13 protein-coding genes are annotated in these 26,582 nt (G+C 40.5%); all 13 read right to left on the bottom strand.

What is annotated here, in order from left to right; all coding sequences use genetic code 11:
• Positions 1 to 131 precede the first annotated feature (131 nt).
• The 13 genes from G7062_RS02250 to G7062_RS02190 all read right to left on the bottom strand — a co-directional run bounded on the left by G7062_RS02250 (position 132) and on the right by G7062_RS02190 (position 26,579).
• Positions 132 to 7,652, bottom strand: a complete 7,521-nt coding sequence (locus G7062_RS02250; RefSeq protein ID WP_166064300.1) for an SdrD B-like domain-containing protein — start codon at positions 7,650 to 7,652, stop codon at positions 132 to 134.
• A gap of 225 nt (positions 7,653 to 7,877) precedes the next feature.
• Positions 7,878 to 9,182, bottom strand: coding sequence for a sensor histidine kinase KdpD (locus tag G7062_RS02245; protein WP_166064299.1), 1,305 nt, complete (start codon positions 9,180 to 9,182; stop codon positions 7,878 to 7,880).
• A gap of 64 nt (positions 9,183 to 9,246) precedes the next feature.
• Positions 9,247 to 9,921: a response regulator transcription factor gene (locus G7062_RS02240; protein WP_166064298.1), complete on the bottom strand. Its 675-nt coding sequence runs from the start codon at positions 9,919 to 9,921 to the stop codon at positions 9,247 to 9,249.
• Positions 9,922 to 10,074: 153 nt separating this feature from the next.
• The gene (locus G7062_RS02235; RefSeq protein WP_166064297.1) at positions 10,075 to 17,595 is read right to left on the bottom strand and encodes an SdrD B-like domain-containing protein; all 7,521 of its coding nucleotides are present in this window, start codon (positions 17,593 to 17,595) and stop codon (positions 10,075 to 10,077) included.
• A gap of 279 nt (positions 17,596 to 17,874) precedes the next feature.
• The gene (locus G7062_RS02230; protein ID WP_166064296.1) at positions 17,875 to 18,525 is read right to left on the bottom strand and encodes a hypothetical protein; all 651 of its coding nucleotides are present in this window, start codon (positions 18,523 to 18,525) and stop codon (positions 17,875 to 17,877) included.
• The gene (locus G7062_RS02225; protein WP_166064295.1) at positions 18,522 to 19,049 is read right to left on the bottom strand and encodes a hypothetical protein; all 528 of its coding nucleotides are present in this window, start codon (positions 19,047 to 19,049) and stop codon (positions 18,522 to 18,524) included. Before G7062_RS02225 ends, G7062_RS02230 begins: the two co-directional genes overlap by 4 nt.
• Positions 19,036 to 19,371: a F0F1 ATP synthase subunit epsilon gene (locus G7062_RS02220; protein WP_166064293.1), complete on the bottom strand. Its 336-nt coding sequence runs from the start codon at positions 19,369 to 19,371 to the stop codon at positions 19,036 to 19,038. The genes G7062_RS02225 and G7062_RS02220 overlap by 14 nt, the downstream gene beginning before the upstream one ends.
• A gap of 16 nt (positions 19,372 to 19,387) precedes the next feature.
• Positions 19,388 to 20,761, bottom strand: coding sequence for a F0F1 ATP synthase subunit beta (atpD, locus tag G7062_RS02215; RefSeq protein WP_166064292.1), 1,374 nt, complete (start codon positions 20,759 to 20,761; stop codon positions 19,388 to 19,390).
• Positions 20,754 to 21,635: a F0F1 ATP synthase subunit gamma gene (locus G7062_RS02210; protein WP_166064291.1), complete on the bottom strand. Its 882-nt coding sequence runs from the start codon at positions 21,633 to 21,635 to the stop codon at positions 20,754 to 20,756. The genes atpD and G7062_RS02210 overlap by 8 nt, the downstream gene beginning before the upstream one ends.
• Positions 21,620 to 23,131, bottom strand: a complete 1,512-nt coding sequence (locus G7062_RS02205) for a F0F1 ATP synthase subunit alpha (RefSeq protein WP_166064290.1) — start codon at positions 23,129 to 23,131, stop codon at positions 21,620 to 21,622. Before G7062_RS02205 ends, G7062_RS02210 begins: the two co-directional genes overlap by 16 nt.
• A 2-nt stretch (positions 23,132 to 23,133) precedes the next feature.
• A complete protein-coding gene (locus G7062_RS02200; protein ID WP_166064289.1) occupies positions 23,134 to 24,174 on the bottom strand; it encodes a F0F1 ATP synthase subunit delta in 1,041 nt (346 codons plus the stop codon).
• 33 nt (positions 24,175 to 24,207) lie between these two features.
• Complete coding sequence (atpE, locus tag G7062_RS02195; RefSeq protein WP_166064288.1) at positions 24,208 to 24,453, bottom strand: ATP synthase F0 subunit C; 246 nt, start codon at positions 24,451 to 24,453, stop codon at positions 24,208 to 24,210.
• An 11-nt stretch (positions 24,454 to 24,464) separates the two neighbouring features.
• Positions 24,465 to 26,579, bottom strand: a complete 2,115-nt coding sequence (locus G7062_RS02190; protein WP_166064287.1) for a hypothetical protein — start codon at positions 26,577 to 26,579, stop codon at positions 24,465 to 24,467.
• Positions 26,580 to 26,582: the final 3 nt, after the last annotated feature.

Raw genomic sequence — 26,582 nt, 5'->3', positions numbered from 1 at the left:
TAACATATAATGCAATTTGTAACAAACACAGTTGTTGAGGGCATGAACCTACTTTTTTTTCCAACTATATATTGAATTCAAAGAGCCCCACCCAATATCACAGTTGTGTCGGGCGGGGCTCAATCAATTCATTATTTCCTATTGAATTCCTCGCGTAGTTTCTTGACTGCAAGAATCAAGACTCCGAGTAACGCAATCGTTGATGCATAAATTGGTGCAACGGGTGCCATTCCTGTTCCTGGAAGTAATGGATTGTTTGTGCCATCATTCTTTCCTGGGTTCACAGGGACTGCTGGGTTTTCAGTATCATTATCAACCGTTAAGGTAATTTTTGATGAAAACTCCACAACACTTTCATTGCTTCGTGCATATTTCGATCGCACACCCAAATTGTTTTGGTTCAACGAATAGTTCAAGGATACTTCATAGGTTCCAGGTCCTGTTACCACGCTCTTCAAGTTATGTTTCACTTCAATCGCGTCGCTTCCGTACTCTTCACCTGTTGTCGTATTCACAACTTTGGCTCCACTGCGTTTCAAGAGTTCTGCTTCCAGTTCTGCTTCACTCATGGAACTAAATTCAGACCACTTCATGCTGACATCTTTCGCTTGGATTTCTAAGAATCCTGTATCGTAGACAACCACTTGAATATCTTTTGTTGTAGTTCCTGCTTGAAGTGTCATCGTGTATGTACCGACTGTTTCAGGTAATGCACTCTTCACAGAGACTGGTGCTGCTTCTGTATAAAGGACATCGCCATCGGTATTCTTGACTGTCTTTAGTCCGGTTGCATTGGATAATGCAATGAAGTCCGCATTCTTTAAGTCATGAATATTGATACGCACACTGTCGGCAATAATTGAATACTCCGTTGTTGCCACAATGTCATTAACTACGGTAACACTCACTGTGACGGACTCGCCATTGGCTGCCTTAATCACAACGTTATTGAATGTTCCCGATGTCGATGGCATGTTCTCAACGGTAAATCCTGTGACAATTTCCGCACTCAGTGGATTGTTTGTATTCCATGCGCTCGCATTTACCATTGCAAGGATTTTTGTTTCAGATAGTTCACTTAATGGAAGGGAGATACTTGTTGTATCTACACTCATTTTCGGTAATACATGCACAGTAACAACACGTGTTTTCTCTTGATCACGGAAGTTCGCACGAATTGTGACTGTTTGTGCTGAGACAACACTTGTGTTGACTGTTCCATCAACGCTAATTACTGCGTTGCTTGGACTGAAGCTTACCACAGCCTTGTCTTGAATCCATGTGTTATCAATCACATCGCCTTCTTTTACATAAAGGGTGGTGTTGGTCACACTGAGTTCAAGGTCTGGGACAATCTCTGTAACCGTGAGGGTCACACTGAGTGTTTCCCCATTGTTAGCGACGACGGTGAGTGTTTGGGTTCCAACCACTTCGTTAATCGTTTCGGTAATTGTAAAGGATGTCACGACTGTCTTTGAGATACCATCCGCTACATTCCATGCCGATGGACTCACCATTGCGAGGATTGCATCCTTATCCATCGTCTTCAAGTCTTCAATATCCACACTGAGGGTTTGTGTTCCACTCATTGCTGGGACAACTTCAAGTTTGATCGTTTCTGTGAGTTGTGCACTGTTGTCAGGACGTGCTGCCGTAATCACGACATCATAGATTCCTGCAGTTGCATAATCCACAGCACTCTCATCAATCGACAAGACGGTACTTAATGGACCAGACGTAATTCCCGCTGTTGTTTCAATCCATGATGCATCTTTCGCATCACCTTGTTTCACATACAGTTTCTCATGAGTCACATTCAGTTCTAAATCTTCAATTACAGTTACATTGATGTTCTTTGTTTCTTGTGATGTACTTAAGGTAATAGCATAATCCCCTTCTGTATTCAGAATGGTTTCGCCTCCCAAGGTATACTCATTCGCCAAGGCGACATGGGCTGTATGGGCATCATCCACAATCCATGATGTGGTTTCAGTACGTTGTACCAGTGCAGAGAGATCAAGTCCCGCTACATCTGTGGCATTCACCACAATATCATGACCACTGATTGGTGCAACGACATGAACGGTAATGGTTGTTTCCGCAAAGTCAGTATCCGACTTCGCAACACGTAACACTACTTCATAATCTCCGGCAACACCATAGTCCACACTTCCTGTGAAGGTTGGGGTTAAGGTTGACGGTGTGATTGTAAGTCCTGCTTCACTTGCGATCCATGCAGTGTCTTTCACATTTCCCATACGAACATAAAGGTCGCTATGGTCTGCTTTGATAGTAACCGTTTCAACTACCGTAACGGTATAATTGACCGGTGTATTGTCAGCAGCTGTGAAGATTACATTGTAGGTTCCTTCAACAGGTTGAATGGTTTCACCACCCACACTCACCGCTGTTTCAACCGCTTGAAGTGGATTGCTTAGATCGTACGCTTTAATACCGACACGCTCAACCAAGTTGAGTGTTGATACTTCAGTCGCATTGATGACTAAGTTTTCGAGTGTTGGTTTCATGTTATCCATGATAATCACAGAGAACGCTGCACTGTCTGTATCTGTACCATTGGTAATAGCTGCAGAGAGGTTGTAGGTTCCTGCGGTTGTATAATCAACCGTTCCATTAATCGTTGGTACACGGTTTGAAGGGGTCCAACTCATGTTTGATTCATGCTTAATCCAGTCCATATCACGAACCGTTCCGGTACGTGAGTACAGTGGGGAATCCACACTGATGGTGGCATCTTCCGTAATCTTCACACTGACACTGACTGTTTCTCCATTGGGAGCTGTAATCACGGCTGTGTACTCACCATTCGCAATGGTAACACCACTGGTGTCCACTGTATACCCTGCTTCAAGCGTCAGTGGGTAGGCCACTTTCTGTGTTGCATCGCTGGTATCATACGCGACTGCTTGGGATGCGGTTAAGATTTTCTGAGCAAGATTTTCTGCTGTAAGTCCTTGGGCATCCATCACAACGGCTTTCGCGCTTAAGTAAGGGAGGACATGGACCTTGAGTGTTTGATCAAGGGTTCCTGTTTTGCCATCATAGCTTACTGAGATGGTGATGTCATAATCACCGGCTGTTGTGAAATCAACACCACTTAAATCAAGGTTCGTTACAGAACCACTGACTGGAGATGCGACAATGCCTGCTTCCGTAATGAACCATGCTTCATCTTTCACATCATCTAAGTTGACATAAAGATCATAGTTTTCAACACTGGCACCCACGACGACTACAGATACTGTCGTTGTTTGGCCATCTTCGGTTGTGATGGTTAAGGTGTAGGTTCCGGGTGTTGTCAAGACGCTTGTGGCATCGATATCAAACACTGTATAAGGAACACTGCTGGTTGGGGATACTTTGTAAGCAACCACTCCAGATAACGTCTTCCAATCTGCACCTGCGACTTCACTTGGAATAAGGGTAATGCTTGCGTTGGCACTCATCTTCGGTACAATCGTGACCGTGACAGATTTCTCAACATCATTCCCTGCTTCATCCACAACACGGACACTGAATTGTGTATCACCCGGTGTCGTTGTATTCACACTGGATAAGCCTGCATAGGTTACTGTTAGGTCCTCTTCGGCAGTGACAATATCACTGTAGCTAATGACTCCGTGTTCTTTGACCCACGATGCTTCCACACCTTCATTTACATCGGTTTGAAGGATGTATAAATGGTTGTTTGTGATTGTAAGTTCTGGGGCTGTCGTATCCGTTACGATAACCGTTAAGGTATCTTGAGTTTTGTTTCCATCACTATCGGTAACACTGATGATGATTTCTGTAGTTCCAGCGACACTGACATCAAAGTTCTCTGGTAAGACAGAGTAAGCAATCTTATCGGTCATTTCTCCATCTTCACCGTCATGTGCTTCAAGGCCTGCAAAGACATCCGTCCATGCTTGAATCTTGTTTGCTTCTGTATTGGCTTTCGCTTCGAAAGTTACCGTTTTACCGGCTGTTGGGAAGGTAAATTCAGGGGCTGTATTTGGATTCACTTTGACATTGACACTGAGTGTTTGGTCATTTCCAAAGACATCCTTGAATGTGACAGTGATAGTCGTCACACCGACTTTCTTCGCCGTGATATCACCACCAAACAGTTTCTCACTGTTTTGAGCGACTGTGGCAACGGTGTTATCAGAGCTTGTCCATACTAAGGAATCTTGATCAATCAGATCCATATTAAGGATGTTTGTGAGGGTAAACTCGACACTTTGTGTTTGCGGTAAGGATTGCGGTCCACTGAGTGGTGCCAGGAGTTCCACATCCTCAAGGCTGTCGGCTTTGACTTGTCCTTGATAGTCAAGCACACCGGCAGAGATGGCACTTGCATGCACATCATCGAGTGAGTCCACCACAACCGTACCGGCAATCAAGTCATCTTTGGTGATGTACGCAACATCCGAGTCCACAATATCATCACTTCCTTGTTTTGGAATTGTGAAGTATTGATAGTCTTCATAGTCATCCATGGAGAGTAATTCATTGAAATCAACACGATACTCACCCACGGCAACATCGAGTTTATAATGACCATTCTCATCAGTCATGCCCTCAGAGATATCACCATCAAAGATGCCTGTATCTTTATTCTTCGCTTGGGCTTTGATGTTTACTTGATCTAAGACTTCATCACCGGCATCAAAGATACCGTTTTGGTTTTTATCTAAGAAGAGTTTTCCACTAATCTCTGCCATTTCAAGACGACCTGCTGCAAGGGTTCCTGCTTTAGAACCCGAAGCCGCTGCAGACTTGAACTTATAGTACGGACGGAAGGCATTCACAGTCGTGAGTTTTTCGGGATGATCTTTAATTGTTTGACTTGTTTCCGCAATAAGATACGTAAACTTGTAGACAATACGTTCCCCATCATCCATACCACCCACATTCTTAATGCGAATCATGGTTGTTTCACCATTGGGCGAGGATTGATCAAAGGTTGCCTCGGCGAAGTTCTCATCACGTGCCGTGTTGGAATAGGAAACTTTATATTTATTCTCAATGGCTTGTTTTTCTGGGCCATCTTCCAGTTTCACGATAACGCCTGCATCATTACGAACATACACTTCGGTTTCGTAGACAGGAATGATGGTCATATCCCAGTTGAAGGTTTCGCCACCCTCACCATGAATGAGATCCCCAAAATCAATGCCTGTTTTTGGAGAAGGGACATAGGTCGTAAGCTCGGTCATCGCCTCCCCAGAGTTATTCATGATATCCACGAAGTAACCGGCTTCGGAACCCGCAGTGAAATCAACGGCATTTCCGAGTGTCGGGTTGTATGCAGGTTCACGATAATCACTGCCTTGTTTCTTAAAGTATGTATCAATCAGCAAGGCTTTTTGCGATATTACACTTAGAGAAGCAGTATTAACGCGTGATATAGAACCTGCTTTACCATCGCCACGAACATCGAAAGGATCCGGAACATTACCCGCTTGGGCACTCCCTGGTGTAAATGCACGACCATCTGTCATTTCAAAAAACACCATATCACGATAGTCATACGTTCCAGAACCAATAATAGATGCTTCAAGTTTGTAATGTAGTTGAATGCTGTTGAGTGCATAAGGCGCTTTTGAAGTTCCTGCTGCACGTTTCCCAAAATAGAATCCATAGTTTGCATTCTTAGTAGTTACTTTATAGATTGCGGAACCATCTACACTACTGTAAGTTGGACCACTTACTTCATATTCAAGATCATTGTTGTTTGCTTGGGTAACTTTAATACTGTTTTCAATCAAACTCAAACCACTCACATCTGTCATGCCTGCATCTGTATACTTCGGCACACGAATATACATGGTCGGATTTTGAATAATTAAGGCTCCACCACTGTAGTTGTAGTAATTACGCGAGTTTAAGTTCACAGTTACATCAAGAGGATCAACTTTTTCAGAACCAACCATTCCCCCTGCAATTACTGAACCGTTATTTCCTTTAGTAATATCTGAGTTAAGGTTTTCAAGTCCGTTCTCGTCACGTCGGATATACGATTCTTTATAGTTTTCTGAATTAGCGAGTACCCCACCATTCCCGTCATCTGACCATGTTCTTAATGATACAGGTGCTGAAGTGATTGTGGGATCATCCACTAATTTCCCAAATGCATATAGCGTTGAAGCTGTAACAAAATTCGCTTCTCCACCGCTATGAACGCCAATATTACCAACAAACACTTTCGCATAAACAATGTATTCATTGTTTTGTAAGGCAACAGTGTCACGCGTAATACCATATCCTTGGATTGAGCCATTTGCTCTTGTTGTAACGATTTGCGTAGAAGTTGCTTTTCTCAATGGAGCGCCTTCGGCATCAAAATTCGTCTTGTAGTAGAATTCTTTTGGTTTTGGCTGACCAAAACTTACTGGGAATGAAATTTCATCAACTTGGAAGTTCTCATTAATGGTATACTCCATCCATTGGTTAACTTTCGGCTTCGCACCATTAACAAAACGGAATGTATCTGCGGTTATTTTGTACTCTTCGCCGTTTGCTGGAAGTTTTCCAACGCTGAAATTACGAACAACTGTGGACAATTCAAGACGTTCATTGTTAACTTCCGGATCGCTTGGATCAAGAACTGTATGCTCAACAACATATTTATTTGTTGTGATATCGATTAACTTTCCGTCGTACGCCTCAACCTGTGCAGTAATTGGTGCTGCAGCTTTATATGGAATATATTTTCCATCAGTTCCTTTAATTGAAGGTGTTGCACTTGATGGAATTTCCATGACAAATGATGCTCCAGTATACGCAAAATATGTATGACCTGGGATGCCATTTACCATTGGTTTATTATATGTATATTTCAAAATACGATTTGTTTCATCATTTTCAACTGTTGCTTGTAATGGGCTTCCATGTACACCAGTTATCTTCATTTGTTCTGGATAAGGCGTTTCAAAATATCCTTTTTTTAAGTAAAAAGCTTGACCATATCCCGCACCATCACGATAGACGTATGGAGCATAACTTGTGTATTTTACGCCATCTTCTGGAAGCCCTTTTAATTGCTTTCCATCTGTGTATAATCTTAGAACAGTACTTGTTTTACTGCTTACATCCATATCAATTTTTGATGTGACCGTCTCATCTTCAAGTAGCTCAACTTTGATTCCATTGCCTTCCGATGCTTTGAATTCTTTAGCACCATAATAGACAGTCATATCAACTGAAATTGAAATGCTGTCCATCTTTAACGATGAAATCGATGATTCAATTGTGTACTCTAAAACACCATTGTACGAATTGTACTCTGGGTGTCTTACTGGGTGGGTCATACTGTCAATATAACCAGACCATGTCGCTAAAGTATCGACTTCTTTGTCTACAATATCATTAGGAGTTGCTACAGGTATCTTTTCAAAACGCAGCCCTTCGGGTAACGTAATTCTAACCTTTTTACCGATATTTGAAGAATCGGTAAAAGCAGCACTGATTTTCATTTCATTTACTACACCGGGTGCCCATCCCGTTGTTGGATTATATGATGGAATCGCAACACTGAGATTTCCATCTTGCTTATTATTTTCGTTTGCATAGGTTGCACTAAATGGCATTGCGAACGATGTCACAACGAGCATTAAGGATAATAAGCTTGTTATTAGTTTTTTCATAACTTCCTCCTAAGAATTGCAGACTCAACAAACCACACAATTCATATAATCCCAATGGTATCACCCATTAGTTAATAATATTGTTCCATGTCATGAAAAAACGATTTGCCGACATTAACTGCTTTTCATAGCATCTGTTTCAAACTCCAATTTCATAAGAAAAGCCGTTTCTTGTTTTAACGGCTTTTGTCTTTATATATTAATATTTACTTAACTATTGTTTATTTATAACTCTGCAGGGTGTTTGGGAACGACTATCGTAATCTTCACCACCTCGTTATTTATTGCAAAATTATAAGTGCCTGAAAGAATTGATGTTAGGTCTTTAATTAAGAATAAGCCATTACCACTGCTATACTTGTGTGATTTTTTGTAGTCATCACTTACGGCATTAAAGATTTGCTCACTCGCTTTCATTGCTTTCGAGTTCTCTTCACTACTTTCGTTCTCAAAAATTAACATTACATTCTCACCCGAATTTTCGACTGTGATTAAGAGTTCTGTCCCTTCTTGCGCATACTGAACCATATTTGATACAAGGTTATGTATCAACAAGCGAAGGGTTGGTTTATTAATCTCAATATCATCAACTTCATCCACGGACACATCCATAATCAAATTGTTGAGTCGAACAGTAGGTGTAAAGATATTAACAGTTTCGAAGATAACCTCCTCTAGTGACACCAACTCTTTATCTTGAATTCGTGTATGAATGTCGTCCTTCATGATTGCAAGCACATCGTTGAGATTTGTCATGAGTCGGTTAATGACGTCGTTATTGATTTGTACAAGCTCACGGACTTCATCGTTTTCTTCATCAAGTTTTGAAATAAAGAAATCATTCTCTAAGATCAATTGATGAAGGGGTGTTTTGAAATCATGTATAAATGAGCGCGAGACACTCAGTGAGTTATTGAGGCGTTCTCTTTGAATTTGTAATTCTGTTTCCAGTTCAGTATGTTGTAGGGAAACAGCATGAATTCCACTTTCTAGTTTCTGAGCAAGATCGCCAAATTCTTTGTTGATGGCATCATCACTTTTCGGTAATTCATCAAATTTATAATCACTGACTTTTTCAATTGATTCACGGATCTTCCGTAATGGTTTCACAAATATCTGTGAAAGACCAATGGTTGTTACACTCAAGATTCCAAATGCAATTGAAATTAAAGCGATTTGTTTGTAGAAGAAGTCACGATAGAATGGTCCCTCTGGCATTTTATAAATTACATAGCGCACATTGAAGTCAATCTCATCGCCTAAAAACTCACCCTTAGATTCGATCAGCGTAATGAGTTTGTTAGTTTGACCATACAGTTCATCACCAATTTCAAACGGAACGGTTGTAAAGATAACTTTTTTCCCATCATCAACCGTTATTTCCAGAGGAATCGCTCGTGTTAAATCCTTGAGTTCATCCGGGATAGTATCTACATCTTGCGACAGTGCATTTTCAATCTTTGCTTCGACATCTCTAATATAAGACTGCTCTCGTTTCGCAAAGTCTTCATCAATATTAATCATATTCATGAAAAAGACAACCGCGATGATGCAATATGCAGTTGCTATAAGTACACTTAAAATTTTAAGTTTATTATTCTTTTTCATTCCATTTGTAGCCATAGCCACGTACCGTTACAATAGAAAATACATTCAGTTTGTCACGAAGGTTCTTAATATGAACATCAATGATTCGAGGCACAGCATCTTCGTTTCCCCAAACTGCTTCGATAATTTCTTCTCGTGTAAGTTTTTCATTTTTTCGCTCAAGAAACAATTGCAGTATGTGGAATTCAATCGGTGTTAAATCAATTAGCATTCCATCGCGATGCACCTCATGTGTTTTGAGATTTACGATTAGTTTTTGTTGCTTTGATTCCAGAATCATTTCTCTTGCAGCTGATCCAACTTTGTTCTTAAGAACTTGCTCAATGTATTTTAGTACAAGATTCATACTTTTGCTTTTTTCTAAGTAAAGATCGACATTACTTTCTACAGCTGCCATTTCTGTTGCTTCTGCTGGATTTCCAGTAAGAATGATTGTTTTGATATCACCGTCGATGTTTTTTGCAGCGGTAATTAATTGAATGCCATCAATGGCTTCGAGGTATAAATCAGATATTAATAAATCATATTTATGCTTTGCCAATAACTCGAGACCTTTTATGGGGTTATCCGCAATGTCTACATCATAACCATTTCTTTTGAGAATACGTTCAAGTAGATTTAGGTATTCGGGGTTATCTTCTACGAGTAATATTTTGTTCATAGGTTTCCTCTTCAGTCTTTCAATTCGTCTTTGTATGTAACACGCGCTACATTATCTTCCTCTATTATACCCTATTTTCAGTTTAATAAAATGCAAAGCGACTTCGCATGGTGAACACATAGAGTGTTCTTACGAAGTCGCAATGCGAGTTGATTACTTACGTAGTTCCTCGCGTAGTTTCTTGACTGCAAGAATCAAGACTCCGAGTAACGCAATCGTTGATGCATAAATTGGTGCAACGGGTGCCATTCCTGTTCCTGGAAGTAATGGATTGTTTGTTCCATCATTCTTTCCTGGATTCACAGGGACTGCTGGGTTTTCAGTATCATTATCAACCGTTAAGGTGATTTTTGATGAAAACTCCACAACACTTTCATTGCTTCGTGTGTATTTTGTTCGCACACCCAAATTGTTTTGGTTCAACGAATAGTTCAAAGATACTTCATAGGTTCCAGGTCCTGTTACCACGCTCTTCAAGTTATGTTTCACTTCAATCGCATCGCTTCCGTACTCTTCACCTGTGGTCGTATTCACAACTTTCGCTCCACTGCGTTTCAAGAGTTCTGCTTCCAGTTCTGCTTCGCTCATGGAACTAAATTCAGACCACTTCATGCTGACATCTTTCGCTTGGATTTCTAAGAATCCTGTATCGTAGACAACCACTTGAATATCTTTCGTTATCGTTCCTGCTTGAAGTGTCATCGTGTATGTACCGACTGTTTCAGGTAATGCACTCTTCACAGAGACTGGTGCTGCTTCGGTATAAAGAACATCGCCATCGGTATTCTTGACTGTCTTTAGACCGGTTGCATTGGATAATGCAATGAAGTCCGCATTCTTTAAGTCATGAATATTGATACGCACACTATCGGCAATAATTGAATAGTCCGTTGTTGCCACTACGTCATTGACTACGGTAACACTCACTGTGACAGACTCGCCATTGGCAGCCTTAATCACAACGTTATTGAATGTTCCCGATGTCGATGGCATGTTCTCAACGGTGAATCCTGTGACTTCAGTAGCATTCAATGGGTTGTTTGTATTCCATGCTATAGGTGCCACAAGTTCTAAAACCCTAACATCACTAAGCTCACTCAATGACAAACTGACATTTGTATTCATCGCGCCCATCTTCGGCATCACACTCACTTGAACGGGTCTTGTTTGTGTTTGATCACGGAATGTTGCTTTGATTGTAACACTTTGGTTACCGGGTGTATCTGTATCAACAGAGCCAACGACACTGATCACAGCGTTGCTTGGACTGTATGATACCACAGCCTTGTCTTGAATCCATGTGTTATCAATCACATCGCCTTCTTTTACATAAAGGGTTGTATTGGTCACACTGAGTTCAAGGTCTGGGACAATCTCTGTAACCGTAAGGGTTACACTGAGTGTTTCCCCATTGTCAGCGACGACGGTGAGTGTTTGGGTTCCAACCACTTCGTTAATCGTTTCGGTAATTGTAAAGGATGTCACGACTGTCTTTGAGATACCATCCGCTACATTCCATGCCGATGGACTCACCATTGCGAGGATTGCATCCTTATCCATCGTCTTCAAGTCTTCAATATCCACACTGAGGGTTTGTGTTCCACTCATTGCTGGGACAACTTCAAGTTTGATCGTTTCTGTGAGTTGTGCACTGTTGTCAGGACGTGCTGCCGTAATCACGACATCATAGATTCCTGCAGTTGCATAATCCACAGCACTCTCATCAATCGACAAGACGGTACTTAATGGACCAGACGTAATTCCCGCTGTTGTTTCAATCCATGATGCATCTTTCGCATCACCTTGTTTCACATACAGTTTCTCATGAGTCACATTCAGTTCTAAATCTTCAATTACAGTTACATTGATGTTCTTTGTTTCTTGTGATGTACTTAAGGTAATAGCATAATCCCCTTCTGTATTCAGAATGGTTTCGCCTCCCAAGGTATACTCATTCGCCAAGGCGACATGGGCTGTATGGGCATCATCCACAATCCATGATGTGGTTTCAGTACGTTGTACCAGTGCAGAGAGATCAAGTCCCGCTACATCTGTGGCATTCACCACAATATCATGACCACTGATTGGTGCAACGACATGAACGGTAATGGTTGTTTCCGCAAAGTCAGTATCCGACTTCGCAACACGTAACACTACTTCATAATCTCCGGCAACACCATAGTCCACACTTCCTGTGAAGGTTGGGGTTAAGGTTGACGGTGTGATTGTAAGTCCTGCTTCACTTGCGATCCATGCAGTGTCTTTCACATTTCCCATACGAACATAAAGGTCGCTATGGTCGGCTGTGATGGTAACCGTTTCAACTACCGTAACGGTATAATTGACCGGTGTATTGTCAGCAGCTGTGAAGATTACATTGTAGGTTCCTTCAACAGGTTGAATGGTTTCACCACCCACACTCACCGCTGTTTCAACCGCTTGAAGTGGATTGCTTAGATCGTACGCTTTAATACCGACACGCTCAACCAAGTTGAGTGTTGATACTTCAGTCGCATTGATGACTAAGTTTTCGAGTGTTGGTTTCATGTTATCCATGATAATCACAGAGAACGCTGCACTGTCTGTATCTGTACCATTGGTAATAGCTGCAGAGAGGTTGTAGGTTCCTGCGGTTGTATAATCAACCGTTCCATTAATCGTTGGTACACGGTTTGAAGGGGTCCAACTCATGTTTGATTCATGCTTAATCCAGTCCATATCACGAACCGTTCCGGTACGTGAGTACAGTGGGGAATCCACACTGATGGTGGCATCTTCCGTAATCTTCACACTGACACTGACTGTTTCTCCATTGGGAGCTGTAATCACGGCTGTGTACTCACCATTCGCAATGGTAACGCCACTGGTGTCCACTGTATACCCTGCTTCAAGCGTCAGTGGGTAGGCCACTTTCTGTGTTGCATCGCTGGTATCATACGCGACTGCTTGGGATGCGGTTAAGATTTTCTGAGCAAGATTTTCTGCTGTAAGTCCTTGGGCATCCATCACAACGGCTTTCGCGCTTAAGTAAGGGAGGACATGGACCTTGAGTGTTTGATCAAGGGTTCCTGTTTTGCCATCATAGCTTACTGAGATGGTGATGTCATAATCACCGGCTGTTGTGAAATCAACACCACTTAAATCAAGGTTCGTTACAGAACCACTGACTGGAGATGCGACAATGCCTGCTTCCGTAATGAACCATGCTTCATCTTTCACATCATCTAAGTTGACATAAAGATCATAGTTTTCAACACTGGCACCCACGACGACTACAGATACTGTCGTTGTTTGGCCATCTTCGGTTGTGATGGTTAAGGTGTAGGTTCCGGGTGTTGTCAAGACGCTTGTGGCATCGATATCAAACACGGTATAAGGAACACTGCTGGTTGGGGATACTTTGTAAGCAACCACTCCAGATAACGTCTTCCAATCTGCACCTGCGACTTCACTTGGAATAAGGGTAATGCTTGCGTTGGCACTCATCTTCGGTACAATCGTGACCGTGACAGTTTTCTCAACATCATTCCCTGCTTCATCCACAACACGGACACTGAATTGTGTATCACCCGGTGTCGTTGTATTCACACTGGATAATCCGGTATAGGTTACTGTTAGGTCCTCTTCGGCAGTGACAATATCACTGTAGCTAATGACTCCGTGTTCTTTGACCCACGATGTTTCCACAACTTCATTTACATCGGTTTGAAGGATGTATAAATGGTTGTTTGTGATTGCAAGGTCTGGGGCTGTCGTATCCGTTACGATAACCGTTAAGGTATCTTGAGTTTTGTTTCCATCACTATCGGTAACACTGATGATGATTTCTGTAGTTCCAGCGACACTGACATCAAAGTTTTCAGGTAAGACAGAGTAAGCAATCTTATCGATCATTTCTCCATCTTCGGCGTCATGTGCTTCAAGTCCTGCAAAGACATCCGTCCATGCTTGAATTTTGTTTGCTTCTGTATTGGCTTTCGCTTCGAAAGTTACCGTTTTACCGGCTGTTGGGAAGGTAAATTCAGGTGCTGTATTTGGATTCACATTGACATTGACACTGAGTGTTTGGTCATTTCCAAAGACATCCTTGAATGTGACAGTGATAGTCGTGACACCGACTTTCTTCGCCGTGATATCACCACCAAACAGTTTCTCACTGTTTTGAGCGACTGTGGCAACGGTATTATCAGAGCTTGTCCATACTAAGGAATCTTGATCAATCAGATCCATATTAAGGATGTTTGTGAGGGTAAACTCAACACTTTGTGTTTGCGGTAAGGATTGCGGACCACTGAGTGGTGCAAGGAGTTCCACATCCTCAAGGCTATCTGCTTTGACTTGTCCTTGATAGTCGAGGACACCGGCAGAGATGGCACTTGCATGCACATCATCGAGTGAGTCCACCACAACCGTACCGGCAATCAAGTCATCTTTGGTGATGTACGCAACATCCGAGTCGACAGCATCATCACTGCCTTGTTTTGGAATTGTAAAGTATTGATAGTCTTCATAGTCATCCATGGAGAGTAATTCATTGAAATCAACACGATACTCACCCACGGCAACATCGAGTTTATAATGACCATTCTCATCAGTCATGCCCTCAGAGATATCACCATCAAAGATGCCTGTATCTTTATTCTTCGCTTGGGCTTTGATGTTTACTTGGTCTAAGACTTCATCGCCAGCATCAAAGATACCGTTTTGGTTTTTATCTAAGAAGAGTTTTCCACTAATCTCTGCCATTTCAAGACGACCCGCTGCGAGGGTTCCCACTTGGGATCCCGATGCGGTTGAGGAAGCAAATTCATAGTAAGGACGGAATGCATTCACAGTGGTAAGTTTTTCGGGATGATCTTTAATGGTTTGACTCGTTTCCGCAATAAGATACGTAAACTTATAGACAATACGCTCCCCATCATCCATACCACCCACATTCTTGATACGAATCATGGTTGTTTCACCGTTTGGTGAGGATTGATTGAAGGTTGCATCGGCGAAGTTCTCATCACGTGCCGTGTTGGAATACGATACTTTATATTTATTCTCGATGGCTTGTTTTTCTGGGCCATCTTCCAGTTTCACGATAACGCCTGCATCATTACGAACATACACTTCGGTTTCGTAGACAGGAATGATGGTCATATCCCAGTTGAAGGTTTCGCCACCCTCACCATGAATGAGATCCCCAAAATCAATCCCTGTTTTTGGAGACGGAACATAGGTTGTAAGCTCTGTCATCGCTTCACCGGAGTTATTCATGATATCTACATAATATCCCGATTCAGAACCCGCAGTGAAATCAACGGCATTCCCGAGCGTAGGGTTATATGCAGGCTCTCTAATTTCGCTACCTTGTTTCTTGAAGTATGTATCAACAAGCAATGCTTTTTGCGATATTACACTAATAGGAACAGAATTGACTCTTGATATGGATCGAACCGAACCGCTTTCTCTGATTCCTAGAGTATCCATCATATTGCCTATTTGTCCATTCACTGGATAATAAGCATTTCCGTTTGGCATCTCGAAGAAAATCATTTGCGCTAAGTCATAGTTTCCTGAACCAACAATAGATGCTTCCAATTGGAAATTAATTGCAATTGGCTGTGCGTATTTTTCAGTTGCAAGTCCAAATGTTGACATTTCGCCAAAGTAATAGCCATAGTTGGCATTTTTTGTAGTAATTTTATAGATTGTAGATTCGTCTACACTACTATAATATGGTGCACTTACAGTATACTCTAATTTGTCATTCATCTTTTGAGATACAGTAATCATATTATTTACCAATTGAAGTCCGCTAATATCCGTTTTCGCAGCATTTGTATACTTTGGAATTCGAACATAAATAGTTGGATTTTGAACAATGTTTGCACGATTACTATAATTGTAACCATTGTTTGCGAGGTGAGTAGTAACCCACATCGGCTCAATAGTCTCAGAGCCATTTTTCCCACCAGCAATAATCGTTCCATTCGCATTGACTGACGAGCGGGCCTGCAAATTTTCTGCACCAATGTTCTCTCTGATTACTTGAGCAGTTTTTATATTTTCAGAGTTCGCAGCCGCACCCCCAGAGCCGTTATCTGACCATGTGCGTAATGTCATTGTTGCAGTCTTTACATTTTCATCATCAACCATTTTTCCAAAAGCGTAAAGGGTCGTTCTACCTGTATAAAAAGTTGGATCACTTACCGTTCCGATATCTCCAACATATGCCTTTACATATGTAATATATTCATTGTTTTGTAATCCTACCGATTTTCGGTTAACACCATAGCCATAAGTACCAAATGCATTCAAACTTTTCATTATCTGTGACCCGGTAGCTTCGCGGAGCGGTGCATTTACGTCATCAAAATTGGTTCTGTAGTATACAATTGATGGTTTTGGTTGAGTCGGCATTACCGGAAGGGATACTTCGTCAGCTAGAAAACCATCACCTACAATATATTCAATCCATTGCTTTTTCTTAGTTTGACTCGCACCATTTATTAATGAAAATGTTGATGCAAGAATTTTATAATCATTCCCATCAGCGGCTTCCTTGCCGCTACTATAGTATCGATTATCCGCTCTAATTTCTATTCGTTCATTGTTTGCTTCTGGGTCATTGACATCCAAAACAACATGTTTCATTTGGTATCTATTTCCGACCTCGATTACTGTTCCATCATACGCGATAACTCTACCAGTAGTAACTGGAGCGACATATGGAACATACTTGCCATCAACTTTTTGTGATGGTGTTGCACTCGAAGGAATTTCATACGTTAACATCCCACCCCGATATGGGTACATGTTTTTTCCAGGGATACCAAAGTGATATGGAATATTGTATGTCGTTTTCACAATCTTATTTTCTTCATCAATGATTGAATCACCAATATATGCAGGATCTCCATATCGTGAGAATACTTTCATTTGATCTGGATAATGCGTTTCAATTTCTGCACCTTTTAGATAAAATGGTTGTCCATACCCATGACCAGCACGGTAAACACTATATAAATCAGAGTTGTATTTTCTCCCGTCTTCAGGAAAAGCTTCCATCACGACAGTTGTTTCTCTTGAAAAGTTCATTATTGAATTTCCAACTGCCTTAACATCTATAGATGTTTTGGAATCTAGAATATCATTTTCAATCAATTTGACGGAGATTCCATTCCCCTCAGACTCTTTAAATAGCTTTGGTCCATAATATAGCGTCATATCAACAGATACAGAAATTGTATCAAATTTTAACGACTTCATTGAAGAATCAATCGTATAAACTAACTTGTTATTATAAGATTGATACTCTGGATTTCTTGTCGGATGTTGTACATCTTTAATATATTGTGACCATGTGGCAATAGTGTTAACCTTTGGGTCAACAAAATCTTCAGTTTTGGCCATAGGAATCTTTTCAAAACGAATCCCCTCGGGTAGTGTAATTTCAATTTGCTTTTTAACATTGAGATTATCAGTAAATTTCGCACTAATAAATAGTTCATAAATTTCACCAGCTGTCCAACCTACATTTTCGTCGTAATTTGGAATGGATATTGACAAATTATTATCACTCGAAGAGTTTCCATCAGCAAAAACAGAGGTCACTCCGACTCCTGATGTTGCGAATGAGGCTACCGCTATAATCATAGCGAGTAAACTTGTAAATAGTTTTTTCATAATTTCCTCCTGTTACAGAAATTCTATGTGTGACGATGCACACATATTTAACAATCCAAATAATATCACCTCTTTATTGATATTCTGTTCGAATGTCATAAACCTATTTTCTGATGACATAAACCTGAAAAAATAGCCTTCGTTTTAAATCGAATGATTATATCTGTCATTAATTTTCTATAATCTTAAGCGTATTTACTTTATGTAGAAAAGTTAATAATTGAATTAGCCCAATAAAAAACTCTGGCATTTAACGTGCTCAGAGTTTCTGAATATTACTTATGGACGGAGATTGTTATTTTCTTGGATTAAGTCATTGACTACTTGGCGAAGTTCACGATTGGATTGCTCAAGTTCAGCAATGCGACTTGTTTCTTCTTCATAATGAGCATCCGCTTGTGCGTACATTTCGACCAATCTCTTTGTTAGGGTGCTGAGTTGAACATTACCTTCAAGGGTACCCTCCTGTGTTGAAATTGTCTCATTGATTTCTGCAATAAGTGCGTTGATTTCCGTAATCTCACTTTCATGATAATGAGATGTATCCTTTTCGAGGAGGGGTTGTACTGCACTAACGCGTGTATTGTACACATTTTGAATGTTAGCGAGTGCTTTGCTATTCATGAATTCCTTATACTCTTCAATGCGAATAAGCGCAGCGTCAATGTTTCCATCTGTAACCAATTGTTTGTATTCAGTAACAATCTCATTTCCTTCGATAACCTCGGCTTCGGTGATAACGCCAGCTTGACGGTAAAGAAGTAATGTAGATTCGTAATCCTTGAGATCTTCATTTATCTCAACAATACGTTCGTTTGTAAGACGATCTTGATAGGTCTCAGTTCGGTTTTGCAAAAAGAGCAACACCATTGAGAGTGTAATCATTACTGCTGCAATGATTATGTAACTTTTTTTTGATTTCTGTGTCATGAGGTGGCTCCTTTCGTTTGCAATGCGTTACCGCGATTAAAATTGCGTTGGACCATTATGATAAGTAAAAGTGTTTGAATGACCACGATAAGAACTGTATTCGTCATGGTTGCATAAGTTCCCAAATTCGTATAACTAATGGCAAAGAAATAAACAAGATTGATTGCAATCACGATTATCTCTAGGAATGAATAAATGTTGATGTTGCGGACTTCGCGATACTTCGTAAAATTACGGATTGCCATAACAACAAGTGCAAGCGTATATGGCAAACAATAGAATACGATATATACCGGCGGAACGGCGAATACTACCAAGGTTATAATTACAATGCTTTGGCAAGTATTCACAAGAATCATCATGATATTGTGCGGACTGAATCCTCGAACAAAGAGATTATTGTTGATTGTTTGAATGCGTTCAAGATTGCCTTTTCGTTTAATATTTAACACCACAGTTGCTACCCCAAGAACAATCATTGCAACTGTAATCAGGTGAATAGCCATTACATTAAGACTTGTCATGATGCAGTTCCTGTGTTTCTTTTCCTTGACGGATGTTGTTGATTCGTCGGTATGTTTCTTCAATTGCCTCACGGTTTTCGTTGACCAATTGGGCAACGATGTAGGCATGGTTGTTCTTGACGTAAACGTAGCCCAACGCAGAATAAAGATTTTTGGTTTCGATTGCTGCGCCTATAAGATTTATCTCAGTAAATTGAAAGAAACTGATGAAATCGCCATGTCGATCAAGAATGGTTCTTTGTCCTGAGTTGGTGTTAATTGTGAATCCATCAATGTCTTGTGAAAACACTTCACCAGCAGGTGATACAATGGTTAACTTCATATTCGGTCCTCTCTTTCTATAAGATATCGTTGACTGTTGCGATGTATAAGAATTTACTTTCATCAATGTGATCCACATCACCTGACAAAATCATCTCAACACTGTCGAGTAAATCTTCGAGTTTAACGTAGTCACCAGAGCGACCTGTATATTGTTGCGATACTGTAAAGTTTTGTGATAAGAAGTTACGCATACGACGTGCACGGTAAACCGTATTCTTATCTTCATCACTTAACTCTTCCATTCCCAGAACATTGATAATTTCTTGAAGTTCTGAGTATTGTTGCAGAATGCGCTTTACATCATTTGCTAAGTTAAAGTGACGTTCGCCTAAATACTCAGGCGTAAGTGCCCGTGAGGATGATACAAGGGGGTCTACGGCTGGGTAGATTCCCATTGAAGCAATCTTACGGCTTAACGTAATTGTTGAATCCAGGTGGCTAAAAACAGCCGCTGCTGAAGGGTCATCAATATCATCTGCAGGTAAGAATACCGCTTGAATCGATGTGATTGAACCATTTTTGGTAGAAGCGATTCGTTCTTGGAACGCTCCAACTTCTTGCAAGAGTGTTGATTGGTAACCTCCTGTAATTGGAATTTTACCTGTCAGAGCCGCCACTTCAGATCCTGCTTGGATAAAGCGGAAGACATTATCAACAAAGAAGAGTATGTCTTTCTTCTCTGTGTCGCGGAAATGTTCCGCTACTGTTAAGGCTGATAATGCATTTCGCATACGAACACCTGGGGATTCATTCATTTGTCCTAACATGATGACGGTTTTATCAAGAAGCCCATCTTGTTGTAGTTCGTTATAAAGGGCTGCCCCTTCACGAGTACGTTCACCAACACCTGCAAAGACAGAATAGTTTCCTGCTTCACCAACATTATAGATAAGCTCTTTCATAAACACAGACTTTCCAACACCCGCACCACCAAAGAGACCGACTTTCCCACCTTTTAAAATTGGGCAAAGTAAATCAATGACCTTGATTCCCGTTTCGAGAACCGATTTCTCCGTAGAGATGTCTTCAAATTTTGGAGGGTTTTGGTAAATGCTCTTTTTCGTATCTGCCTGAACGGCTGGTTTTCCATCAATAGGATCGCCAAATACGTTCAACATACGACCAAGAACAGCCTGGCCTACCGGAACTTCAATGGTACGGTTTAAGTTTCTTACTTTATCACCACGTGATAAACCACTAACCTCACCAACAGCAACAGCCTTCACGGTACTAACCCCGGATAGTTCAACAACTTCAGCTTGGTATTTCCCTTGGTAAGTCTCATACTCAAGTGCGTAACGCAACTCTGGTAAGATGCCTCCATTAAATTCGATTTCTAGGACGAAACCATTGATTGCAATGATTGTTCCTGTGTCTTGATTATTCATTTTCTTTATCCTCCAATACTGAAGCACTCATGATGATATCCATTAACTCACGGGTACTTTCTTGACGTTGTTGTCGATTGCGCAATTTCAGGGTCGCTGCATGTTCTTCTTCCATGGATTCTTTTGCATTCTTCATGGCAATACGACGCGCGCTATATTCAGTTGCAATAGAGAATAAAAGAAAACTATACATTACCCCACAAAGGTAGTTCTCCATGAGAAATCGTTCCATCTCTATTTCATCATCATCGAAGTCGAGAATCCCTTCTAGATCTTCGTGAATGTTTTTTTGTTTTGTCTTTTTATTGTTCTCAAATGTTGGAATCGTTGGGAACAATTCGATATGTTTTGCTTCACTTTGAACAGCATTGATATATTGCGTATACACGATATAGATGCTGTCATACTCCCCTTTATCAATCGAGCTAAGCAGCCATGATGACATTTCAGCTGTATCTTCTAGTGTAATTTCTTCAATTGGAGAATCGATGTATCGGGCGACATGAATCGCACTTTTCTCTAAGTAGTTTTTCCCGTACTTTCCGATAACAAGTGCATCGAAATCACCAATCTCATCGTGAAGTGCATCAATTTGTTGAAATACGTTCTGATTGTATGCACCACAGAAACCACGGTTTGCAGTAACGACGATTGCGATTGGCTTTTTATTGCCACCACGAGCACTCGGATTCAGACTTTTTTGAACTTGCTGTAAGTTGTTCAGAATAATCTGATGATAACTGACAGCATTTTCGGCACGTGTTAAAAGTTTGTTGATACGACTCAAAGTTGAAAGTTCATTCACACGAATGACTTTTCGCATTTTATCGAGTGTTTCAACTTTTTTTGTGAGTTCACTTACTGTTGAGGACACGTTAACGCCTCCCTACTTGAAGCGATTAAGGTATCGAATACTGCAACCATTGGCTCAGGTAAGACAGTTTCTTCCACAACAACACGATTATACTCAGAGAATTCCAACTCAGCGGCAAGTTTTTCGGTAAGAATAACTTTAAACTTGGCAATTTCTGGAATTGACATATCTAGCATGTGATCGTGTTTGAAAGCATAGAGTAAAATGAGTTCTTGTGCTTCTGAGTAACCGCGTTGAACACCTTGTTTAAAGAGTTCCAGTAGGATTTGGCCTTTCTTAATGATAATTAGATTCTCTTTACTGATATTATTATCAAAGGTTAAGAACTCTTTGAGCTCAGAGTATTGCGAGATGATTAACATCAAGCGTGAACTGTATTCCTGCATTAATGGATATTGTGCATTCGCACCAACACGTGAAACCGATTCACCGGTTGCAATTGCGGGTTTTTGTCCACCATTGAACAATTCTGATTTCAAGTATAATTGTCCATCTGTGATTGAAATAATATTGGTTGGAATGTAGGCTGTAAGGTCATCGGACAAGAGTTCAATGATAGGCAGCGCTGAAATTGAACCCGATCCATTGTCTACGTTCAATTGTGAGGCGCGTTCTAAGAGACTTGAATGAATATAGAAGATATCTCCTGGATATGCTTCACGTCCCGGTGGTCTTTTAAACAAGAGTGAAATTGTTCGGTATGTATCCGCATGTTTGGATAAATCATCAAAGACAATTACGACACGTTCTCCCTCTGATGCCCAGTACTCTGCAATCGCCATTCCGGCATAAGGAGCAAGATATTGCATCGTTATACTTGTTGACGCACTTGCAGAAAGAATTGTTGTATATTGCATTGCACCACTCTTCTCGAGTGTTTCAGCAATATCGGCAATATAAGCCATCTTTTGTCCAATCGCTACATAGATACAACGAACATTCTTTCCCTTTTGATTTAGAATTGTTTCAAGTGCAATTTGGGTTTTCCCTGTTTGACGGTTACCCAAAACGAGTTGACGTTGTCCATGTCCAATCGGGGTAAGAGCGTCAATGATTAATTGACCTGTCATCAAGGGTTTGCTGACATCTTCAATACTCATAATCGGTTGGGCAAGGTTGAATGCGGGAACACCCACAGCCTTGCTGATTGGTGCGCCGCCATCAATACGGTTTCCCAATGTATCAATGATTGTCCCCAATTGTTCGTGACTTGCATTCAGTTTGAAGAGTTGCTTTGTTGCGACTGCTTCCATGCCTTCTTTGATTTCTGGTGAATCCTCGAATAGACCAATTCCCAGGTAGCTTTCACTTAAGTCTAAGACAATTCCCGTATATTTATTATCGATTAAAATAAGTTCATGGAGTTTTGCCGATTCTAAACCTGAGCAGAATACAATTCCATCACTGATTCGTTCTACACGACCGTGATACTTAATATAATCTAAGTCCAATGTTTCATCAAACTTACTGATGTTGAAATTTATCGTTTCCTTCATAATTATTCCTCACTTCCATTTTGAGTGTATTTTAGCGCCATCTCTTGGTATGAATAATCTACAAAGATTGATTCATAGCGTAATTGGATACCACCCACGAGCGCTTCATTAGTGACAACATGCCACTTGTACGAATTGGGATACAATTCGTTAATGAGTGCTTGTGCACTCAAAGCGGATTTATCTGATGCTACTGTAACTTCAACGGTTCCACTGTGATTGCGCACGTTGTAAACCTTGATAAAGTTATCATGCAGCTTCATCATTTCTCTAAAGTTATAATTTTTGATCATATACAATAAGAATTCTGCGAAATCGCGATTGCGATTTACAACATCAATTTTCTTATCAATTACGTACAGTTTTTCTTCAGCATTTAACATGCGATCACGAAGAATTTGTCGTAAGGTTCCATCTTCTACATTCGTATTAAAGACTTCAAATGCTGCTTTAAACGATTCTAAAGCATCACCTTGATACAGTTTAAAGATACGTAGAATTACCAAATATGGTAAAGCATTACGCACTTCGAACGTTTCAATTTCATTGCCGAGATCTTCAAATGCTCTTCTAAAGATAACATCTTGATTCTTCACAAAGTCTTGAATCATGTCGTTAAAGATGAGTTTTACAATTCCCTCTGGGTTTGGACCACTTGATATCGGTGGTACCACTTCACAATGGGTTTCGATGGGTTTTTCATAAACTTGAGTATCGAGTGTTGCAAAGTAATTTCTTTCAAGATTTAGACGTTGTGCACGGATATCTTCCATGTACTCCGTCTGCAACTGTAACTTCTCACGATTCATAAGTTCAATCTTACGATTGTTTGTTGCGTTGATGTCTTCGAGTTGTTGATTGGTGATATTCAATTTCTCCATATCTACAATCTCTGTTGTATTCATACTCTTGAAGAAGTTTGAAATCCAATTCCCAAATGAATCGAACATGATCAGCACAAAGCAAAACAGTCCAATACTAATTGTAATTAAAATAATGATTTTTAAAGTGTTGAGATCGATTCCACTTAAGATTGATTCCATAGTCACACTCTACTTTCTATTCAATAAGGTTGCTTAATTTACATATGGGTTTGCATAAATAAGGATGACAGCGACTGCAATTGCAAATAAAATAATTGCAACCAACATTGCCAATCCAACAAACAACATATTTGTTACTTCTGGTTTTGCATTTGGGTTTTTACCAACTGCTTCTGTTGCTTTACCTAAGGCAATTCCTTGCCCAATTCCGGCACCTAAGACTGCAAGTCCTACGGTAATTGCTGCACCGAGGACGCTAAATGCTACGACTTGTTCCATGATTGTATCTCCTATTTTTCTAAGTGAGTGATACTCACTGGTAATCCATTGATGTCAGTGACCATCATGCGGTATTGTTCCGCATCATTTTTTTGATGATTGAAGGTCACTGATTCACTGGTGTTGATCATCATAACGTTTTGTACGGCAACTTCTTGCCACACATTGCCTACCATAACTTCCAACGCTGTGCGAAACTCTGTATCGTAAGGCAACTCACGAAGGGTTGCTTTGAAGGCAGTTGTTTCTGCGTCATATATCAAGGTAGCGTTATTCTTATAATTTAAATTAACAGATTCTGAGAATGTAAACGTTTGAGCAATACCTGTTTCAAGATGTGTTGCATGAACACTCACATGAATGTTTGTAATTGTTCGTTCACGATTCATGTCATCAATTACAAGTTGAGCACCATTTGCACTCGAACTGATGACTTCAAAGCCAAGGTAATGACTTGAGAACAGTTTCTTGGATTGTAATTCATAACTAATACTGTCAACACGATAATCATTGGCAACAAAGGTATAGTTTATTGCAACGTTGCCAGCATTGATTTCAGCACTGAAGTCCGTCAAGTCGGCAGCTTTATCGGTACGAACCGATGTTAAGTCAGTGAAGACTAATATTTCGCTTGATGTTTGTGCTTCCAGACTCAGTTCATATTCTGTATCTTCTTGCAGACCCTTGAATGCAATGCTAGCTCCTTCGCCATTCAACGCATTTGGGTTTACATTTACAGTATGCACATCGCCATTTGATCCCGTTAATGTCGCTTTTCCTGTTGATAAGTTTGAAATCGATGTATCAAACCACAAATCAAAGTTTAGACTTGACGAAGAACTTGCGACGGTACGCGTTAATGCTTTGACTTTGTTTGTTTTGACTGTGTATTGGGGTTCATCTGAAGTAATTTCTTGAGAAACAACACCCTGGTTTCCACCCAAGTCATATTTATAAGCGAATGAGATCGTGTATTCTGTGTCAGACTGAAGGCCTTCAACAGTCAATGTTCGATCATAGGGATTAAAGTATTCGACAACTTTTGTGCCATCACTGGCTTCGAGTGTTACGGCAACATAACCAATAATCGTCATGTCTGCATCATTCACACTGAATTGCAGGACAGCATCGTTCACATTTGCCATTGAAGCAATCAGGGAAACTTTTGGAACATTGTGTCCGCTAATTTGACTGTTAATTAAGTCAATTTGAGCGTTCAATGCTTCGATATCACTGATTGAAGGCAACTTGCTGAGTAACTCTTGAATTTCAGCATCAGTCAAACTGTTGTTGCTTCCGCTTCCATTTCCACTACCACTGTTTCCAGTGTTAGCGCTACTTCCTGAATCCCACCATGGAGTTTCCGAATTGCCACCAGTATTTTCCGACGGCTTGTTTGCTTCGGGTTCTTTTTCTTTAACAGGTTCGTCATTGAGAACAAGTTTCTCGTTATCCGATCCACCGTATTGTGATAAATCAATAACATTTGTCCCAACTGTATAGGTTTCTGCACTCACGTCAAGAACATGGGTATCGTCAATTTTGATGACGAAGTGACCCAAGAATCTCTGTTTTCGTGCATTTTCGAAGAGTGTAACACTCCCTGTTTTATCAATCATTAACAAAGGATTTGTCACCGTTTGCACTTCCACACCATCAACATAAACCGTTCCCGTTGCGGGTAAGAAGTATTGGCGGTTTTGCAATTTGATGACATCGTTTTGAACAATGGTCTCACCATCACTTGTTGCATAGTTGCTTGTGCCATTAACCTTGAAGGTTTGACGCGGTGAGCGACTTGATGCAATTCCTTGTTGATTAATATTGGTAACTTCATTGGTGAAAATAAGATTTCCACTGTTGTAGAAGACAACCGAAACGGGAGCCAATTTTTCAGTTGTATTGTAGGTATCCAATTTCAATGTTTGTTGTGATTGCCAGTTGCGATACAACTCATCATTCGCTGAGAATTGAATTGTTTCTTGGTTGGCATTGAGCACAACACCTGAATCCTCGAGGGCAAAGACATCAAACTTTAATGATTGTGTTGTCCCCCAGAATACCGTTCCAAATACGATTGCGAGTGACACAATCAGGATACCAAAGACGCGTTTATAGTTTTTCATGGT

It is taken from the genome of Erysipelothrix sp. HDW6C (genome assembly GCF_011299615.1).
GTDB lineage: Bacteria > Bacillota_I > Bacilli_A > Erysipelotrichales > Erysipelotrichaceae > Erysipelothrix.
The sequence above is the reverse complement of the archived record's forward strand: the minus strand, read 5'-3'. Positions and strand labels throughout refer to the sequence as shown.

Excerpts from the sequence above, each read along its gene's own strand:
- atpE (WP_166064288.1), bottom strand. The coding sequence starts at position 24,453 with ATGGAACAAGTCGTAGCATTTAGCGTCCTCGGTGCAGCAATTACCGTA.
- G7062_RS02250 (WP_166064300.1), bottom strand. The coding sequence starts at position 7,652 with ATGAAAAAACTAATAACAAGCTTATTATCCTTAATGCTCGTTGTGACA.
- G7062_RS02190 (WP_166064287.1), bottom strand. The coding sequence starts at position 26,579 with ATGAAAAACTATAAACGCGTCTTTGGTATCCTGATTGTGTCACTCGCA.
- G7062_RS02235 (WP_166064297.1), bottom strand. The coding sequence starts at position 17,595 with ATGAAAAAACTATTTACAAGTTTACTCGCTATGATTATAGCGGTAGCC.
- G7062_RS02220 (WP_166064293.1), bottom strand. The coding sequence starts at position 19,371 with ATGAAGTTAACCATTGTATCACCTGCTGGTGAAGTGTTTTCACAAGAC.
- G7062_RS02205 (WP_166064290.1), bottom strand. The coding sequence starts at position 23,131 with ATGAAGGAAACGATAAATTTCAACATCAGTAAGTTTGATGAAACATTG.
- G7062_RS02200 (WP_166064289.1), bottom strand. The coding sequence starts at position 24,174 with ATGGAATCAATCTTAAGTGGAATCGATCTCAACACTTTAAAAATCATT.
- G7062_RS02240 (WP_166064298.1), bottom strand. The coding sequence starts at position 9,921 with ATGAACAAAATATTACTCGTAGAAGATAACCCCGAATACCTAAATCTA.
- G7062_RS02245 (WP_166064299.1), bottom strand. The coding sequence starts at position 9,182 with ATGAATATGATTAATATTGATGAAGACTTTGCGAAACGAGAGCAGTCT.
- atpD (WP_166064292.1), bottom strand. The coding sequence starts at position 20,761 with ATGAATAATCAAGACACAGGAACAATCATTGCAATCAATGGTTTCGTC.
- G7062_RS02230 (WP_166064296.1), bottom strand. The coding sequence starts at position 18,525 with ATGACACAGAAATCAAAAAAAAGTTACATAATCATTGCAGCAGTAATG.
- G7062_RS02225 (WP_166064295.1), bottom strand. The coding sequence starts at position 19,049 with ATGACAAGTCTTAATGTAATGGCTATTCACCTGATTACAGTTGCAATG.